General features: G+C 64.6%; 21 protein-coding genes and 1 tRNA gene. 13 read left to right on the forward strand and 9 right to left on the reverse strand.

Translation table 11 applies throughout. The features are described 5' to 3' along the window. The first annotated feature begins 169 nt into the window (after positions 1 to 169). From FQU74_RS14910 to FQU74_RS14940, 8 genes are read left to right on the forward strand one after another with little or no spacing between them, the layout of a single operon-like run. The gene (locus FQU74_RS14910) at positions 170 to 871 is read left to right on the forward strand and encodes a hypothetical protein (protein WP_146287277.1); all 702 of its coding nucleotides are present in this window, start codon (positions 170 to 172) and stop codon (positions 869 to 871) included. 32 nt (positions 872 to 903) lie between these two features. Continuing rightward, positions 904 to 1,050 carry a hypothetical protein gene (locus tag FQU74_RS19505; protein ID WP_206665037.1) on the forward strand — a complete coding sequence of 49 codons (147 nt, stop codon included), beginning with the start codon at positions 904 to 906 and terminating at the stop codon, positions 1,048 to 1,050. 27 nt (positions 1,051 to 1,077) lie between these two features. Continuing rightward, positions 1,078 to 1,371: a hypothetical protein gene (locus FQU74_RS19510; protein ID WP_206665038.1), complete on the forward strand. Its 294-nt coding sequence runs from the start codon at positions 1,078 to 1,080 to the stop codon at positions 1,369 to 1,371. Next, positions 1,368 to 1,751 carry a hypothetical protein gene (locus FQU74_RS14920; protein ID WP_146287278.1) on the forward strand — a complete coding sequence of 128 codons (384 nt, stop codon included), beginning with the start codon at positions 1,368 to 1,370 and terminating at the stop codon, positions 1,749 to 1,751. The genes FQU74_RS19510 and FQU74_RS14920 overlap by 4 nt, the downstream gene beginning before the upstream one ends. Before the next feature lies 1 nt (position 1,752). After that, complete coding sequence (locus FQU74_RS14925) at positions 1,753 to 2,070, forward strand: hypothetical protein (protein ID WP_146287279.1); 318 nt, start codon at positions 1,753 to 1,755, stop codon at positions 2,068 to 2,070. Further along, positions 2,063 to 2,242 (forward strand): hypothetical protein, encoded by a 180-nt coding sequence (locus FQU74_RS14930; protein ID WP_146287280.1) that lies wholly within the window; start codon positions 2,063 to 2,065, stop codon positions 2,240 to 2,242. Before FQU74_RS14925 ends, FQU74_RS14930 begins: the two co-directional genes overlap by 8 nt. Beyond that, positions 2,242 to 2,490 carry a hypothetical protein gene (locus FQU74_RS14935; RefSeq protein WP_146287281.1) on the forward strand — a complete coding sequence of 83 codons (249 nt, stop codon included), beginning with the start codon at positions 2,242 to 2,244 and terminating at the stop codon, positions 2,488 to 2,490. Before FQU74_RS14930 ends, FQU74_RS14935 begins: the two co-directional genes overlap by 1 nt. Next, on the forward strand, positions 2,478 to 2,867 hold the full coding sequence (locus FQU74_RS14940) for a hypothetical protein (protein ID WP_146287282.1): 390 nt from the start codon (positions 2,478 to 2,480) through the stop codon (positions 2,865 to 2,867). The genes FQU74_RS14935 and FQU74_RS14940 overlap by 13 nt, the downstream gene beginning before the upstream one ends. A gap of 366 nt (positions 2,868 to 3,233) precedes the next feature. Here the strand turns inward: FQU74_RS14940 and FQU74_RS14945 are convergent. Next, positions 3,234 to 3,310, reverse strand: a tRNA-Pro gene (locus FQU74_RS14945). Between the two features lie 70 nt (positions 3,311 to 3,380). Then, on the reverse strand, positions 3,381 to 4,346 hold the full coding sequence (locus FQU74_RS14950) for a DMT family transporter (protein WP_146287283.1): 966 nt from the start codon (positions 4,344 to 4,346) through the stop codon (positions 3,381 to 3,383). A 149-nt stretch (positions 4,347 to 4,495) separates the two neighbouring features. Between FQU74_RS14950 and FQU74_RS14955 the strand changes: the two genes are divergently transcribed. Then, the gene (locus FQU74_RS14955; protein ID WP_146287284.1) at positions 4,496 to 6,085 is read left to right on the forward strand and encodes a Na/Pi cotransporter family protein; all 1,590 of its coding nucleotides are present in this window, start codon (positions 4,496 to 4,498) and stop codon (positions 6,083 to 6,085) included. 31 nt (positions 6,086 to 6,116) lie between these two features. Here FQU74_RS14955 and leuB read toward each other — a convergent pair whose 3' ends face one another. The 6 genes from leuB to leuC form a co-directional block, all read right to left on the reverse strand. Then, positions 6,117 to 7,223, reverse strand: coding sequence for a 3-isopropylmalate dehydrogenase (gene leuB / locus FQU74_RS14960; RefSeq protein WP_146287285.1), 1,107 nt, complete (start codon positions 7,221 to 7,223; stop codon positions 6,117 to 6,119). A gap of 90 nt (positions 7,224 to 7,313) precedes the next feature. Beyond that, a complete protein-coding gene (locus FQU74_RS14965) occupies positions 7,314 to 8,447 on the reverse strand; it encodes an endonuclease/exonuclease/phosphatase family protein (RefSeq protein WP_308423079.1) in 1,134 nt (377 codons plus the stop codon). Continuing rightward, positions 8,339 to 9,133 (reverse strand): hypothetical protein, encoded by a 795-nt coding sequence (locus tag FQU74_RS14970; protein WP_229704422.1) that lies wholly within the window; start codon positions 9,131 to 9,133, stop codon positions 8,339 to 8,341. The genes FQU74_RS14965 and FQU74_RS14970 overlap by 109 nt, the downstream gene beginning before the upstream one ends. Positions 9,134 to 9,468: 335 nt before the next feature. Continuing rightward, positions 9,469 to 10,074: a 3-isopropylmalate dehydratase small subunit gene (leuD, locus tag FQU74_RS14975; RefSeq protein ID WP_146287287.1), complete on the reverse strand. Its 606-nt coding sequence runs from the start codon at positions 10,072 to 10,074 to the stop codon at positions 9,469 to 9,471. A gap of 19 nt (positions 10,075 to 10,093) precedes the next feature. Continuing rightward, positions 10,094 to 10,786 (reverse strand): DUF429 domain-containing protein, encoded by a 693-nt coding sequence (locus FQU74_RS14980; RefSeq protein WP_146287288.1) that lies wholly within the window; start codon positions 10,784 to 10,786, stop codon positions 10,094 to 10,096. Between the two features lie 3 nt (positions 10,787 to 10,789). Further along, a complete protein-coding gene (leuC, locus tag FQU74_RS14985) occupies positions 10,790 to 12,208 on the reverse strand; it encodes a 3-isopropylmalate dehydratase large subunit (protein WP_146287289.1) in 1,419 nt (472 codons plus the stop codon). 432 nt (positions 12,209 to 12,640) lie between these two features. On the opposite strand from leuC, the gene rsfS reads away from it, so the two are divergent. Next, positions 12,641 to 13,021, forward strand: a complete 381-nt coding sequence (gene rsfS / locus FQU74_RS14990; protein ID WP_188781597.1) for a ribosome silencing factor — start codon at positions 12,641 to 12,643, stop codon at positions 13,019 to 13,021. Next, positions 13,021 to 13,491 (forward strand): 23S rRNA (pseudouridine(1915)-N(3))-methyltransferase RlmH, encoded by a 471-nt coding sequence (gene rlmH, locus FQU74_RS14995; protein WP_146287290.1) that lies wholly within the window; start codon positions 13,021 to 13,023, stop codon positions 13,489 to 13,491. The genes rsfS and rlmH overlap by 1 nt, the downstream gene beginning before the upstream one ends. 3 nt (positions 13,492 to 13,494) lie before the next feature. Here rlmH and FQU74_RS15000 read toward each other — a convergent pair whose 3' ends face one another. Further along, a complete protein-coding gene (locus FQU74_RS15000; protein WP_241659878.1) occupies positions 13,495 to 14,325 on the reverse strand; it encodes a DUF2189 domain-containing protein in 831 nt (276 codons plus the stop codon). A 237-nt stretch (positions 14,326 to 14,562) separates the two neighbouring features. On the opposite strand from FQU74_RS15000, the gene gpmI reads away from it, so the two are divergent. After that, positions 14,563 to 16,083, forward strand: a complete 1,521-nt coding sequence (gene gpmI / locus FQU74_RS15005; RefSeq protein ID WP_146287292.1) for a 2,3-bisphosphoglycerate-independent phosphoglycerate mutase — start codon at positions 14,563 to 14,565, stop codon at positions 16,081 to 16,083. A gap of 146 nt (positions 16,084 to 16,229) precedes the next feature. Then, positions 16,230 to 17,297 carry a murein hydrolase activator EnvC family protein gene (locus FQU74_RS15010; RefSeq protein WP_373289049.1) on the forward strand — a complete coding sequence of 356 codons (1,068 nt, stop codon included), beginning with the start codon at positions 16,230 to 16,232 and terminating at the stop codon, positions 17,295 to 17,297. Positions 17,298 to 17,315: the final 18 nt, after the last annotated feature.

Here is a 17,315-nt window from a genome sequence, read left to right on the forward strand (position 1 = left end):
GCCATAAGAAGGTCTATGCCTCGCGCCGGAATGGAACTAATTGATTAGAAAGGAAAAAAGCTCGCGGACCTATTTGCGAGAGCCGTAAACTGTAAGCCAAGGATAAGCATCACGCCTGAAAGCGAGGGTTGAAATGGCACGGGACTTGTAGCTTGGGATTGACGAGCGGGTGACGCCCAGCCTGCATCCGCAGGTTGTGGCGAGCCTTGAGGACTTCGACAGCGACACCGAGGGCGAACTGCAAGAGGTCGTTGAGGCGTTCACCGCCGCCTATGAGACGGTCGGGAAGATCCTCGACGCCCGCGAAGCGGTGGAACAGGACCACACGCTGACGCCCGCTGACCGCATTCTGCGTGTCGCCGACGTTGCCGACAAGGTGATGGAACGGGCCACCAAGGCGTTCGACAAAGCCGCCGCCAACATGCGCAGCGGGATTGCGAACATCGAGAAGGAATTGACCACATCTGTCCAGTCGCGTGCCACCCATACAATCGCGGTCGAGGTGCGGACCTACATCCGCTCTGTCAATTCGCCCATGGACTTTGTGATGAAGGCCATCAACAGCGGTGACCACGATACGGCAATGGCTGCCCTCGGTGCGCCCGCCTACCTGTCTGGGCTGAAGCCCGAGGCACAAGCTACCCTGCTCCGCATCTATCACGCGAAGCACAATCCGGGGCTGGTGAAACGCCAGCGTGCGATGCAGGCAGCGGCTGCCCTGCTGGACCGCAACAGCGGGCTGATCTTCAAGATCATCGAAAAGGCCGTGGGTGTCTACGAAGACCCCAAGACCAAGCGCAAGTTCCACCCGAACGAGCTGCGCAAGCTCAAGCAGTCCTCCGCCAAAGCCTTCGCTCAGCTTGGCGGCTGAACCTCGCGGTTTGATAGAACAAGGGGCTTCGGATGAGTGAAATAGTTCAGCCTGAATGGATGCGGGGTTTCGTGCCGGGCAAGAACCCCGGCAACCCGAACTGGAAGAAGGGTGTCAGCGGCAACCCGGCTGGACGCCCCAAGGGGACCAGCCTATCGAAGCGCGAGCGGATTGCGTAGGCGCTGAACGGTGACGGGCCGGACGTGGTGCGTGTGGTCATCGACAAGGCGCTGGAAGGGGACATGACCGCCGCTGGCTTGGTGCTGTCGCGTCTCATGCCGCCCGTCAAGGCGCAGTCCGAACCCGTCCAGTTCAACCTCGACCCCGAACTGCCCATCGGCAAGCAGATTGAGGCCGTGCTTGGCGCGGTGGCCGCTGGCGAGGTGCCGCCCGATGTGGGGCAGCAGATCATCGCCATGATCGGCACCCTGAGCAACGTCCGCAAGAACGAGGAACTGGAACAGCGGATTATCCAGCTGGAAGCGAAGGAAATCACATGAACATCCACACCCCCGGCGGCGGTCGCGTCGCTACCATGGCACCCAGCCCGGACGATCTGTTCGTGGTCACCACAGTTGCAGGCCGCAAGGTGTCGCTGCACACCGAGGAGCAGTTCGGGCACGCACTCAAGCTGGCTGAAGCCGCTGCGATCCGCATGGCACCCGTGCCCGTCACGATCAAGGTGATGTCCCTGACATGGGCCGAGGCGCAGCGGTTCGGCCTGATCCCGTCTGACCTGTTCAAGAACGAGGCGCCCGAGCAACAGGCGGAATGGCGGCGGCAGATCGTCGCTACGCTTTGGGGCGTCGTTTACAACTGCAACCAAGCGAAGCCGCGAGCCGATGCGCTGGAACTGCTCAAGGAACTGGGAGAGAGCTGACATGACCGAACCGATGAACGACGTGGCCCGCTGGGCAGCGATGCAAGACGCGGCGGCTGCGAAGGCCGCTGAGAACCGCGCCAAGCAGCGCGAAGCCAAGCCCACTGGCGCACTCAAGGCGGATGGCACGGTTTACGGCAAGGGTGACAGCAACCGCCACGGGGTGACGAATGCGGACCTGGACGCAATCCACCAGCGGCGGGCCGAAGGGGCGCTCACCTCTGAGGTGCGCGGCGAGATGGCCTTCGCGCAATGCCTCGGCGCTGCACCGTCCATCGCCGCAGCCATGCAGCGCCTCAAGGATGATGGCCGTGCGTAAAACCCCGGCCCAGTTCGAGGGCAAGACGGCGCGGCAGATCGAGGCCATCCTCATTGCCCGCCGTGTCGACCGCATCGTCAACGAGCGGTTGGAGCGCCACGCCGCTGTGCAGCGTGCCAACGTGCTTGCCAACGCCCTGACGACCCTGACCCCGCGAAAGCTAAACTTCTGATGGCAAGCGCCCAAGCCCTTCTCAAGCGGGTTGCGAAGCTGGAAGCGGCCCGCAACCCGCTCCCGTCACCGATTGCCGCGCTCTACGGCAGCACGGAGGCCTTCGCCGCCGAGTGCATGGCCGAGGTGGAAGCGGGCAAGCTGTGCGGCACCGACATGCCGATCATTCTCGACTGTCTGCGGCGGTTGGACAGCGAGGGGTCTTGGGGCGTGCGCCACGCCACAGGAAACGGGGTTTGGCGTCGATGACCACACTGGCCGACACGCCCGACTGGCTTGCCAACTGGCAGGCGAGCAACCGCGACAAGGTTGAAGCTGGCGCGAAGCGTGCGGCACAGCAGGCCGCACTACGCGAGGTACGCGCGGCACAGCGTGCGGCCCGTGCTGCAAGCACCCCCAAGCGCGAGGCCACCCCCAAGCCGCGCACAGCGGCCCCACAGCGAGCGCAGGCCCCGAAGGTCGAGAAGGTCAAGCCAGACGGTGCCAAATCTAGGCTCCACGAACCGCAAGGTCTCGGGCACGACCTTGAGGAACCCGAGGCTTGGGCATGGGACGGGGGCAAGCGGCGCGAGCAGGTGCTTGACCACAATTATTGGCCACCGCGTGTGGTCAGGAAAGTCGGTTGACGGTGCTGCATGAAGTGCGGCAAGGCCTACTTCTCTCAGGACGTGATCCGGTTCCGCATGTGCGAGGGATGCCGTCCAGAACAACCGCCGTGGTGAAGGAGACACTGGGCTTCCACGGCGCGGGGGATGCCACCCCCGACGAGGCATAGCGTCAAGTTCCTCGGTAAATCCAACGGACGCACCAGCGGGGGCTTGCCTCCTTTCAGGTCTCGACGCTGTAGCACCTCGGGGGATGGCTCCCGAGGTGTTTTGCTGAGCGAGTCGCCCGATGGGTCTGCGCTGCTTATCACTTGCTTACGGGATAGCTCCAAGCGCTGGGCGGTGCCCCGAGGGGTGCTGCTAAGTGCTTGAAAATGTGCGGGAAAATGGTCGGAGCGAGAGGATTCGAACCTCCGACCCCCTGCTCCCGAAGCAGGTGCGCTACCAGGCTGCGCTACGCTCCGACCGTGTGGCGTGGGGGTTAAACCGGATCGGCGGGCTTTGCAAGGGGGGCGCGCGAAATTCTGCGCGCGCCTAGCCCTCGCTTCGGTCCCGCACCGCGCGCCGGCGCAGCAAGAGCGATATCCGGGGCATGAGCCCAGTTTCGGGGCGCGAACGCGATTCCAGCACGGGGCGGTGCTCTGACACACTCGCCCTACCCTCGCGCAGGACGATATAGATGCCCGAGGCGATGATCACGCCCGCGCCAACCATCGTCCATTCATCAGGCGTCTCGTCAAAGATCAGATAGCCGTAAATGATGGCCCAGATCATCTGCGAATACTGCATCGGCGCCACGATCACCGCCTCGGCCCGCCTGTAGGCGAAGATGATCAGCAGCATCGCCACAAACCCGAAAGAGGCAATGATGCCCAGCATCCCCAGATGCGCAACGGGCATGGGCTGATAGACAAACGGCAACGCACAGCCGAGAACGATGAAGTTTGCCACCATCGGATAGAGCAAGAGCACGACCGAGCGCTCGTCCGAGCCGATCTTGCGCACGACAACCGAGGCTAGCGACGAAAACACCGCCGCCGCCAGTGCCGCGACATGGCCAAGGCTGAGCGGCACGGCACCGGGGCGCAGCACGATCAGCACGCCGATCAGCCCCACGACAACCGCCAGTCCCCGACGCAGTCCGACCTTCTCGCCCAGCACCGGAATGGCCAGAACGGTAATCAACAGGGGCGTCGCAAAGAGGATCGCATAGGTCTGGGCAAGGGGAAGCACCGAGAACGCGTAAAAGGCCGATATCCCGGTGATCACCGTCGAGACCGTACGCAATGCGGTCCACCACGGATGCACGGGACGCAGGTGCCCTTCGGTTCCGTCGTTCATCAGCATCAGCGTGACCAGCGGAAAGCTGAGCAAGCCCGCGAAGAAGATGATCTGGATCGCATGGTAATGCTCGCCCAGAAACTTCACGACGACGTCGTGGGTTGCGTAGATGCCGAAGGCAAGCAGCGCGGCCAGCGCGCCCTGCACATTTGGGTTCATGACGAAAGACCTGTAGGTGCGGTGCGCCGACCGCGTTTGCGCAAACATTTTTCGCAGATTCTGGCGTTGGCCTCAATTCCCCACAGTGGACTGCTTGCGACACTTCGCCATTTGCGAAATGCTCTCGTCTGAAGGGACGGGGGTGGCAGATGTCCGGCGGCGGGCTTGGCTTTCTTGGCGGCATCGGGCTTTTCGTCTTTGGCATGTTCGTGATGACCGAGGCGCTGAAAGCGCTGGCCAGCGCGCGGATGCGGGCCGCCCTTGCACGCTTCACCACCACGCCCGTTCTGGGCGTCATCAGCGGGGCGGTCAGCACGGCATTGCTGCAAAGCTCATCCGCGACGATCCTGACGGTGATCGGCTTTGTCGGCGCGGGGCTCATGACCTTTTCCCAATCGGTCGCCGTGATCTTCGGGGCCAATGTCGGGTCCACCGCGACGGGTTGGGTGGTCGCACTGGTCGGGCTGAAGCTGCAACTCGGCACGGTTGCCATGCCGCTTCTGTTTCTGGGCGCGCTGCTGGCTGCGGTGGGGCGCGATCGGCGACGGCAGGTCGGGCTGGCCCTCTCGGGCTTCAGCCTGATCTTTCTGGGGCTGGAGGTGATGCAGGCCGGCAGCGGCGCGATCTCGGACCTGCTGCTGCGCACAGGCCTGCCAAGCGAAGGCCTTGTCGGGATGCTCGTGCTGGTCCTGACCGGCATCGTCATCACCTCGATCATCCAGTCATCGGGTGCGGGCGTCGCCATCGCACTGGTGCTTTTGCAGGACGGATCGATCTCTCTGCTTCAGGCTGGCGCGCTCGTCATCGGGATGGACCTTGGCACCACGGTAAAGTCGATCCTGGCCACGCTGGGTGGATCCACCGCGATGCGGCGCACGGCTATGGCCCATGTCGGCTACAATCTGGTTGCGGACGCGCTGGCCTTTCTTGCCTTGCCGGCGCTGCCAATGATCGGGCGATGGACCGGAGATGATGCGACAGCGCTGGTCAGCTTTCACACCGGGTTCAACCTCGCAGGAATCGCGATCCTGCTTCCGCTGATCGTGCCCTTCTCGCGCGTAATCGAGCGGTTGGTTCCGGCAGACAGCGGCCCGATTCCTCAAGCGATCGACCGGCGCCTGCTGCAAGATGCAAGCGCGGCACTGGATGCCGCCCGAAGCACCGCCGAGGCTGTTGCGCGGCTGGAGTTCCAGCGGCTTGCAATTGCGCTGAAGCCTGCGGCATCAGACCCTCCATCCGCAGCCGAACTTCTGCTCGCGGCTGATGACCTTGAAGAGTTCCTGTCGATCATACCGCTGGTCGAGACCACGGGCAGCACGCGCAACCGGCATGCCGCACTTCTGCACCTGAACGACCATCTTCACCGATTGCACAACCGCGCAAGCCAGCACGACAGGCCGCGCGCGCTGGTGGGTCAGCCGCTATTCCGGCGCCCCGTCGCGCTGATGCGTGGCGCGCTGCTGCGGGCGTCCGAGAGTCCGATGGACGCGCGCGCCGCAGCCCGGCTGGGTCGCATCCATGCGCTGCTTGCACGACGTGCAAGCCACCTGCGGCGGTCATTGCTGTTGTGGGAACACGCGGGGCAGGTCTCGCCGCAGGCGCTGTTTGACCAGACCGACGGCCTGCGCTGGCTGGAGCACGTCGCCAATCACACGGCGCGGATCGTGCATTATTCAGCTGTTGCTGCAGCACCCGCGCCGACCGCCACCGAGGCGGCGGCCGAGCGGACAGAGCCCTAGGCCCCGATCGGGGCCCAGGGCCGCACAGGGATCAGAGGCTTGCGTTCAGCGCAGCCACGACTGCATTGCCCATGGCGCTGGTCGAAACCGGGGTGCCACCTTCGGGGCCCATCAGATCGGCCGTGCGGACGCCATCGGCCAGCACCTTCTCGACCGCTTGCTCCAGCCGCGTCGCCTCATCCCCCAGATCGAAGGAATAGCGCAGCGCCATGGCGAAGGACAGGATGCAGGCGATGGGGTTGGCCTTGCCCTGCCCCGCGATGTCGGGGGCCGAGCCGTGGACGGGCTCATAGAGCGCCTTGGGACGGCCATTGGCCATCGGTGCGCCAAGGCTTGCCGAGGGCAGCATGCCCAGCGACCCGGTCAGCATCGCGGCAGCGTCCGACAGCAGGTCGCCGAACAGGTTGTCGGTCACGATAACGTCGAACTGCTTGGGCCAGCGGCAAAGCTGCATCGCACCAGCGTCGGCATACATGTGCGACAGCTCGACATCCGGGTATTCCTTGTCGTGGATCTCTTGCACGACCTGGCGCCACAGGATGCCCGATTCCATGACATTGGCCTTCTCCATCGAGCAGACCTTGTTGCTCCGGCGGCGGGCAAGCTCAAAGGCCGAGCGGGCAACGCGGGCGATTTCCGACTCGGTATAGCGCTGCGTGTTGATGCCGACGCGCTCATTCCCTTCGGTGAAGATGCCACGCGGCTCGCCGAAATAGACGCCCGAGGTCAGCTCGCGCACGATGACGATATCGAGCCCCGCCACAACTTCGCGCTTGAGCGACGAGAAATCGGCCAGCGCGTCAAAGCACTGGGCCGGGCGCAGGTTGGAGAACAGGTCCATCTCCTTGCGCAGGCGCAGAAGGCCACGCTCGGGCTTCACGCTGAAATCGAGGTTGTCGTACTGCGGGCCACCCACGGCGCCCAGAAGCACCGCGTCCACCTCTTGCGCCTTGGCCATGGTGTCATCGTGCAGCGGGGTGCCGTGCTTGTCATAGGCGCAGCCGCCCACCAGATCCTCGGAGACATCAAAGGTGATGCCGCGCTTGGCGTCATACCAGCCGATGATCTTTTTCACCTCGGCCATGACTTCGGGGCCGATGCCGTCGCCGGCGAGGATAAGGATGGAAGGATTGGCCACGTCAAGGCTCCCTGAGCTGTGGAAATGGGTCGGGCGTGGCGTAGCCTCTGGGGCCAGTCGGGTCAAGCGGACTTGGGATTTTTGCGCCTGTCACGGCAGCTCGATATCGACCCAGACCGGATAGTGGCGCGAGGCTTGCGCAAGCGTTTCGGCCAGCGGCCCATCCGCAGGCCACATCACACCCGCGGCGGTGACCTGCAGCCCGGCAGACGGCAGCACATAGTCAACCCGCAGACCGCCCGGACCTTCCGGATAAAGGGCCGTGTCGAGCGCCGGATCGCCCTTTTGCGCAGGCTCGATGCGACCATGCAGGCCGAGAGGCGCCGGGTCTTGCAGCGCGGGATGCGAGAGCAGCGCGCGGATCGCCTCGGGCCGCCCGTCGCCGTCGGCAGGATCAAGGTTGACCTTTCCCATCAGCACGAAGGGCAGCGGCGGGGGCTCGGCCCCGTCCAGAAGGTGAAGCCAGAATGCCGCCTCATCATGGTTGCGCCGGCCATTGCGATCCTCGGGCCCGTCAAACACGGGCGGCGTCGCCGCGAAGGCCAAGAGCCCGAGCCGCCTGCCCCCCGGCAGTGTGACACCCACCTGCCAGTGGCTGGTCGACGACAGGCGCTGGACAGCCCGCTCTTCGGCCGTCATGTCGGGCGGCAACAGCGCCCCCGGCAGATCGGACCAAAGTGCGGCGGTATAGTCGGTGGCCGCCTGGGCCTCGACCGGCAGGCGCGACAGCAGCGCGATCCCGCCCTGCCCCTGAAACCGGCCATACCCGATGGCATCGCGCGCCTCGCCTTTCCTTCCATTGTGGTCAAGGTCCAACCCGGTGGGTAGCCCGCTGTTCGAGGGCAACGCAAAGCGGTGCGCGTAGGTCAGCCCCGCCGCGGCCAGCCGTTCGGACAAGAGGTTCAGCCCGACCAGACGCGTATCGAGATCGATCCCGGTGATCAGCAGGATATCGGCGTCAAGCTGGCGGATCACCTCGATTGCGGCGGCGATCTGCCGGTCCTGGCCCCGGTCAAGATGATCGACCAGCAGTCCCGGCCCACGGCGCGACAGCCCTGCATCCCAGGTGGCCAGTCGAAGCGTATCGGCCCCTGCCGGCGAGACCGCCAGCAGGATCAGGCCGGCAAGTAGCTGGACCCATCCTCGATACCCGAAACCCGACGCTCGGCGCGGATCATTTCGGCAATCTTGCCCATGGCAATGCCGCGCATGAACAGGCTGCAAGGAAGAAAGGCCCATGCCGTCATCGTCCAGATCAGGGTTTGCGAATTTGTCAGCGCCAGCGGCTCGAACCCGGACGAGCCGATGTTCACCACCGCCGGAATGAAGAACGGCAGCAGGAATCCCATGCCGATATTCACCCGCGCGTCACGCTCCAGCCGCACGATAACGTCGCCATTGGCGGTGGGGTCAAAGGTCGGCAGGTTGATCCAGACGTTGAACCCGCCGCGCGCCCGGCTGGGCCAGCCCCGCAGCTTCAAAAGCAGCACAAACACCGCAAGACCAAGCAGCGAGATCAGATAGGCCGTGCCAGCGGCCGTCGTCACGGCCAGCAATTGCGCATCCGTCGCGCTGTCATTCAGCATGAAGGTCGCCAGACGAACCGGCGAATAGGGGAAATCCAGCGCATTGCCGATCACGATCCCAACAGCACTGAACAGCGTGCTGAGCGTGGTCGGCGCGACATGTGTTTTCTCGATCACCGTCAGCATGAAGACGGTCAGAAACAGGATTGCAAAGCGCACGCGATTGAACGGCGGCGCGTCCCGAAACTCCACGAGGCCCGGATAATCGGTCTTGTATTCGACAAAGGTGAGGGCACCCGAGAACAGCGCGACCAGCGCAACCATCTGTTTGGTATCCGCCCCCGTCCCCGGCAGAAGCGCCGAGGGGATGGCGATAACCACCATAACAAGAAATGCGCGCACGATGGCGCCTAAGAGCCGATTGAACACCGCCCTACCTTCCCACTACCGGACCGCCACGGTACTTGGCCGCGTCATGTTCCGGATGATCCTCCGCACTGCCCTGCGGTTTGCCCCAAAGTTGCCTGAATGCTGCTCCCATCCTGCGAATCCCGCAACTCCGCCGTGCATGACAGATGCCCAATGCGGCAAATTGTGGGACGGACTGTCGCCCGAATACATCAGAATAGGGCAAAATAAAGGCCGCCTCGGTCAAAAAGAACAAGGCGGCGCAAGATGTTGTCAACCAGGCCCGGGCCTGCCCGAATGGCTTGGGCAGGTCAGACCCAGGGACGCAGTACCTTGGCGCGGGATTCGAAGCTGTCGATTGCCGACGCCTTCTCCAGTGTCAGGCCGACATCGTCCAGGCCGTTCAGCAGGCAATGCTTGCGGAAGGGGTCAACCTCGAAAGCGAAGGTCACACCGTCCGAGCTGGAGACGGTCTGCGCTTCAAGATCGACTGTCATCCGGGCGTTGCCGCCCTTCTTCGCGTCTTCCATCAGCACGTCGACGGCCTCTTGCGGCAGGACGATCGGCAGGATCCCGTTCTTGAAGCAGTTGTTGAAGAAGATGTCGGCAAAGCTGGTCGAGATCACGCAGCGGATACCAAAGTCCAGAAGCGCCCAAGGCGCATGCTCACGCGAGGAACCACAGCCGAAGTTGTCGCCCGCGACAATGATCTCGGCCTTGCGATAGGGTTCGCGGTTCAGCACGAAATCGGGGATCTCGGCTCCGTCCTGGGTGTAGCGCATCTCGTCGAACAGGTTCTTGCCAAGCCCAGACCGCTGGATGGTCTTCAGGAACTGCTTGGGGATGATCATGTCGGTGTCGATGTTGACCAGCGGCATAGGGGCCGCGATCCCGGTGATGGTGGTAAACTTGTCCATATCTGTCGTGTCCTTTCGCCTAGGCGATTACTGACATTTCAAGGCCAACCGCGTCCCGCGACGGGACGGGGGGAAGTGTGATGTGTTCGCGGCGGGACATACGCCCCGCCGACCAGAGAAGCGCCGTTGCATCCAGCACGTCATCGGCCGCCATCAGACCACGCGGCGCATCGGCAACAAGCGCTTGCGCGGCAAATCCACGTGCCTGCAGCAGCTCGATCCGGTCCTTGCGCCCCGCAGGCTCGCGCTTGCGCGAGAGCACGGCGGCACCGCCATTCATGACCGCAAAGGATACCTCGGGGTGACCCTCGCGTATCCGCCCTTGCCCAAGTGACCGCACGACGCCATCGACCTCACGCATCTTGGGGAACAGCATGAAGCTCTGCTTTGACAGACCGCGCTGCAGTTCCTGCCTGTTCACGTAGGATGCGTCGAAATAGACGGCTTCGGCCAAGGCCAGTCGGCAGGGTGTCGAGAACACCGAACTGGTCTTGCCCTTGAGCATGGCCCGCATCGCTGCCTCGACATCACGTGGCTCGGGCCCATCGACAAACCCGATCGGGATGTCGATGACCGCAAGATCGATGCGCTGCCGGTCGAAGAAATCGGCAAGGTCCGTGACATGCACAAGCCGGGCCAAGGCGAAATCATCCGCCTCGGCAACGATGGCAACCCAGCCAGAGGGGCAACCGTCGATCCCGGCCAGTCGCATGCGTCAGGCCATTTCCGCCATGAACTCGCGCACGTCCGTCAGATGGCCCGTCACGGCCGCGGCGGCGGCCATGGCGGGGCTCAACAGATGGGTGCGTCCGCCACGGCCCTGGCGGCCCTCGAAGTTGCGGTTCGAGGTGGCCGCGCAACGCTCGCCCGGCGCAAGCTGGTCGGGGTTCATGGCAAGGCACATCGAGCACCCCGCGAGGCGCCATTCAAAGCCCGCATCGATGAAGATCTGGGCCAGCCCCTCTTCCTCGGCCTGCGCACGCACAAGGCCCGAGCCCGGCACGACCATAGCCCGCATGCCCGGCGCAATCTTCTTGCCCTTCAGGATGGCGGCAGCGGCGCGCAGATCCTCGATCCGGCCGTTGGTGCAGGACCCGATGAAGACCGTATCGATCTTGATGTCGGTCAGCTTCTGGCCGGCGGTCAGGCCCATGTATTCAAGCGAGCGACGCGCCGCCTCGACCTTGCCGCCGGTGAAGTCTTCGGGCGCCGGAACTGTGCCGGTGATCGGCAGCACGTCCTCGGGGCTGGTGCCCCAGGTCACCACGGGGGCGATATCCTCGCCCTTCAGGGTCACGACCTTGTCGAAATGCGCGCCCTCATCGGTGAAGAGGGTTTTCCAGTAGGACAGCGCAGCCTCCCACGCCGCACCTTTCGGCGCATGGGGGCGGCCCTTGATGTACTCGTAGGTCTTTTCATCCGGAGCGATCAGACCGGCGCGGGCGCCACCTTCGATCGCCATGTTGCAGACGGTCATGCGGCCTTCCATCGACAGCTCGCGGATCGCCTGGCCACAATACTCGATGACATAGCCGGTGCCGCCTGCGGTGCCCGTGGCGCCGATCACCGAAAGCGTGATGTCCTTGGCCGTCACACCGGGGCGCAGCGACCCGGTGATCTCCACCTTCATATTCTTCGACTTCTTCTGGATCAGCGTCTGGGTCGCCAGAACATGCTCCACCTCAGACGTGCCGATCCCGTGGGCCAGCGCGCCGAAGGCGCCGTGGGTCGCGGTATGGCTGTCGCCGCAGACGACGGTCATGCCCGGCAGGGTCCAGCCCTGTTCGGGGCCCACGATATGCACGATGCCCTGACGGATATCGGACACCGGATAGTAGTTGATGCCAAAGTCACGCGCATTCTTGTCCAGCGCGTCCACCTGGATGCGGCTTTCCTCATTCTCGATGAAGGTGTCGCGGCCGGGGGTGGTGGGCACGTTGTGGTCTGGAACGGCGATGGTCTTTTCCGGCGCGCGCACCTTGCGGCCGGCCGTGCGCAGCCCCTCAAAGGCCTGCGGACTGGTGACTTCGTGCACCAGATGGCGGTCGATATACAGCAGGCAGGTGCCGTCATCGGCCTGATGAACGACGTGGTCGTCCCAGATCTTGTCATAAAGCGTACGCGGAGCGGTCATGGCTCTCACCTGTTCTTTCGGGATGGCTGTGGAATCTTGGGGTTCGATGCGGCGTCATGGGCGCAGTCAAGCGCCCCGCCGGATCAAAGGCGCGCGAGGGCGTTGCGGGTCATGCCGAAGAAGCGGGCCGGAAGCCGCGCATGATCGGTGATGTTGAAGTAGATGAACCCGTGCATAGGGGCTAGATACGCGCGAATCCCCTGCGACGCAAGATTTCAGCATGCAGACGCGCCAAGGTTGCCCTTACCCGGCAATGCGTGTATCCCCGCCCGCCTGCATTTCCGGCCTGCGCGCATTGAGTCGCGCCGCCTGTGATGTTACGTTGAACCATGACCCCGGCGCCGGGGCGATGCGGCGCGCTACCTGGAGGACGATGTCCTGTCTCATTCTGATCCTGCGACCGGACTGCCGGTCGGGCCAAGGGCCGCACGCATGAGCGATGCAGAGCCCACAAGCGAAGTTCTTCTCGCCCGCATCATCGCCTCGCTGGAGGATGACAAGGCCGAGAACATCGTGCAGATCGACCTGCGCGGCCGGTCGGACATGGCGGACTACATGGTCATCTGCTCGGGCCGGTCGTCACGTCAGGTGGCGGCGATCTCGGAAAAGCTGGTTGACCGGCTGAAGCAAGAGTTCGGCCGCCTGTCCAAGATCGAGGGCAAGGAAACCGGCGATTGGGTGCTGATCGACACGGCCGATGTGATCGTCCACGTCTTCCGTCCCGAAGTGCGCGAGTTCTACCAGCTTGAAAAGATGTGGCTGCCCGCAGATCAACAGCGGCCCGCCTCTTTCGGTTTGGCCGACAACGGCTGATGCGCGTCCATCTCTGCGCCGTGGGGCGGCTGCGCGCCGGCCCCGAGCGCGACCTGATCGACGACTACAGGACGCGGTTTGACCGCACGGGCCGGGCCTTGGCGCTCGGCCCTTTCTCTGAGCACGAAGTGGAAGACAAGAAGGGCGGCGGCATGGAGGCCGAGGCCGAGCTTCTGGCCCGCGCGCTGCCCGCTGGCGCCGTGCTTGTCACCCTGGATGAGCGTGGACGGGTGCTCTCCTCACCAGAGTTCGCCGATCAGCTGGCGAAATGGCGCGATGGCGGGCGGCAGGACGTGGCCTTTGTCATCGGGGGTGCCGATGGTATTGCCCCGTCGCTTCGGGCGCGGGCCGATTTCTCGATCAGCTTTGGTCGCATGGTCTGGCCCCACATGCTGGTGCGGGTCATGCTTGCCGAACAGCTCTATCGCGCGGCCTCGATCCTCGCCGGCGCACCCTATCATCGGGCGTAAGGGCTACCCCCGGCGCGGCGGGTTCACCACCGCGCGTCGATAGAGGTGCCAGGTCGCATGGCCCAGCACCGGCAGCACCACGATCATCCCGACAAACAGCGTCAGCGCCCCGAAGGCCAGCCCCGCCGCCACGATCATACCCCAGGCCATCACGGCCACAGGGTTCTGTCGCAGGATACGCATCGATGTCGTCACCGCCACCGGCAGCCCCACATGACGGTCGAGGAGCAGCGGGAAGGAGACAAGGCTGGTCGCCAGCACCAGCGCCGCGAACAGAAAGCCCACGGCACACCCAAGGATCAGCATGGTCCAGCCCGCACCGGTCGTGAATACCTCTGTGAGAAAGGCGCCGGCTGAAACCGGCAGATCGGGGCCAAGCGTCAGATTGAAGATCAGATAGGCCGTCAACATCCATGCGGTGAAGATCGCCAGCAGATAGGCCCCTAGAACCACGATCGGCACAAAGGAGGGCGAGCTTGCCACATCCAGTGCATTCGCCCAGCTGACGGGCAGCCCCTGTTCGCGGCGCCGGCTCATTTCGTAAAGCCCGACTGCAGCGACCGGTCCCAGCAGGGCAAAGCCCGAGATCATGGGGAAAATCAGGGGCATCATCTCGCGGTTCAGCGCCATCCCGATCAGCAAGACGCCGATCAGCGGATAGACCAGCACAACGAACATGACATCGGTCCGCATTGCTGCGAAATCATCAAGGCCCCGGCGCAACGCGCCGCCGAGGTCCGCAATGTCAAGGTCGGCCACCTCGACCGGTGCGTGATCTGCGCCCCCGATCTCTGCGATGCCATCGCCGAGATGATGCGAGCCTCGCCCGATCATTCGCGCGGTCCAGGATAATGGATTTCCGATCGTTGCGACCATGACGCTTCCCTCCCAGGAAAGGGTCGTCGGGCGCCATGGCACCTGACGGCCAAAGGCTTCGAACTGTAGACATGGTAACAGAATTCCCACGATAAGTCGCGCAGATTGGCCGGAAGCACCCGGCAGAGGCGCTGGCCGGTTGCGGCGGGGCGCGGCGCGGCGTAAAACCGCTGCAAATCAAGGAAAGGCGCGCGCATGACCACCCCGAAACCCGTCGTTCTGTGCATTCTGGATGGCTGGGGCTACCGGGAAGAGCGTGAGGCAAACGCCCCCGCACTGGCCCATACGCCGAACTTTGACCGGATCTGGGCCAACTGCCCGCATAACCTGTTGATTACGCATGGGCCGGACGTGGGCCTGCCGACCGGGCAGATGGGCAACTCCGAGGTCGGCCACACCAACATCGGCGCAGGCCGCGTGGTCGCCATGGATCTGGGCCAGATCGATCTTGCCATCGAGGACGGATCGTTCTTCAAGAACGCCGCCCTGCTGGACTTCATCGCCCGGCTTCAGGCGACGGGCGGCACCGCGCATCTGATGGGCGTGATCTCGGACGGCGGTGTGCATGGGCATATCCAGCACGTTCTGGCCGCCTGCAGGGCCATCGCTGGCGCGGGCGTGCCCGTCGTTCTGCACGCAATCACAGACGGACGCGACGTTCCCCCGTCAAGCGCGGTGACCTTCATGCGCGAGCTGACCGAGGCCCTGCCCGAGGGCGCGCGCATCGGCACCGTCATCGGTCGCTACTGGGCCATGGATCGCGACAACCGCTGGGAGCGCGTCTCGCGCGCATTTGATGCCATCGTCTCGGCGAAAGGCGAGGCGGCAGGTGATGCCAATCGCGCCGTGGACGCCGCCTATCAGCGCGGCGAGACGGATGAGTTCATCGCCCCCACCGTCATCGGTGGCTATGAAGGCGCCCGGGATGGCGATGGCTTCTTCTGCCTGAACTTCCGCGCCGACCGTGCGCGGGAAATCCTGCTGGCCCTTGGCGCCCCGGATTTCGATGGCTTCGACGCCGCCACCCGCCCGAAGTGGGCCGCCCTTCTGGGCATGGTCGACTACTCGACCCGCCACAACGGCTTCATGACAACCTGCTATCCCAAGCAGGACATCGTGAACACGCTGGGCGAGTGGGTGGCCGACCACGGCCGCACCCAGTTCCGGCTGGCCGAGACCGAGAAATACCCACATGTCACCTTCTTTCTGAACGGCGGGAAAGAGACGCCCTCGACCGGCGAAGACCGCTTCATGCCGCTCTCGCCCAAGGTCGCGACCTATGACCTGCAGCCCGAGATGAGCGAGCCCGAGGTGGCCGATCAACTGGTTGGCGCCATCGAGAAGGGCTACGATCTGATCGTCGTCAACTTCGCCAACCCCGACATGGTGGGCCATACCGGAAGCCTTCCCGCCGCCATCAAGGCGTGTGAGGCGGTGGATGATGGCCTTGGCCGCGCCCTTGCCGCTTTGGAAAAGGCGGGCGGCGCCATGATCGTGACGGCGGACCACGGCAATTGCGAGCTGATGGTCGACCCCGAAACCGGCGGCCCGCATACAGCGCATACCACGAACCTTGTCCCCGTGATCCTTGTCGGCGGTCCGCAGGGCGCCATCCTGCGCGACGGTGGCCGGCTGGCCGATCTGGCGCCCACGGTGCTGCAGCTCATGGGTCTGCCGCAGCCGGCCGAGATGACCGGAAAGAGCCTGATCGCCTGATGCGCAAGTCCGCCCTCCCCATCCTGCTGACACTGCTCGCTGCTGGCGGGCTGGGCGGAGCCTTGCGCGCACAGACCCAGGCCGAGGCAACGCATGCCGTTGCGCAACCCGCCGCCAACACACCGCCCACCGTAGCGGATCAGGCAATGGTCGCCGCCACCAACCTGCAGGTGGCAATCAAGGCGCTGGAGGGTGCGCGCAGCGCCAAGGAGCGCGTCAAGACGCTGACCCAGACGATCACCGCCTATGAACAGGGCCTCACCGCGCTGCGCGAAAGCCTGCGGCAGGTCTCTATCCGCGAGGCAACCCTGCTTCTGCAGTTCGAGGCGCAGCGCGAACGGGTTTCCCAGCTGATCGCGGTGCTGAGCCAGATGGAGGCCGACCCCGCCCCCCTGCTGCTGCTGCACCCGACCGGACCACTGGGCACCGCCCGTTCCGGGATGATGGTCGCCGACGTGGCCCCCGCCCTGCAGGCCGAGGCCGAAGAGCTGCGCGCCCAGTTGAACGAGGTGCGCGCGCTGCGCGCCCTGCAGACCACGGCGGGGCAGACTCTGGCCAACGGGCTGCGCGTCGCGCAAGAAGCACGCACGACGCTGAGCCAGGCCATCTCTGACCGGACAGACCTGCCGCGTCGGATCACCGAAGACCCAGCTGCACTTCAATCCCTGCTTGAAAGCGCACAGACGCTCGACGCATTTGCCGATGGCCTTTCCGAGACCGAGGCAGGCGCCGAGGGGCTTGAGGATTTTGGCTTTGGCCATGGCAAACTCGCCCTGCCGGTGCTGGGCACCGTGCTGCGCGGCCCCGATGAAGCCGACGCCGCCGGCGTGCGCCGTCCCGGCATTGTCCTTGCCACCCGCAAGCAGGCCTTGGTCACAGCCCCCTGGTCCGGAACCATCCGCTACCGTGGGCCGCTTCTCGATTTCGGAAACGTGATCGTCCTTGAACCGGGGGCGGGCTATCTTCTCATTCTCGCGGGCATGGAAACGGTCTATGGCGAGGTTGGTGAAGTGGTGGCCGAAGGCGCGCCACTGGGCCTGATGGGGGGCGGCGAGCCGGCGATGGAGGAATTCCTTATCTCGGCGGAAAGTGGCGGCGGTGCACGTGACACCGAAACGCTCTATGTAGAATTGCGGCAGGGAGGAGAGCCGGTCGATCCTCTGCCCTGGTTTGCGGCGACGGCGCCGCTGGCCGGTGAACAGCAGGTGCCCTGACCGCCATTTCGCGGTCGG

Origin of the sequence: Gemmobacter aquaticus (assembly GCF_007859075.1) — a bacterium.
GTDB classification, from domain to species: Bacteria; Pseudomonadota; Alphaproteobacteria; order Rhodobacterales; family Rhodobacteraceae; genus Gemmobacter; species Gemmobacter aquaticus.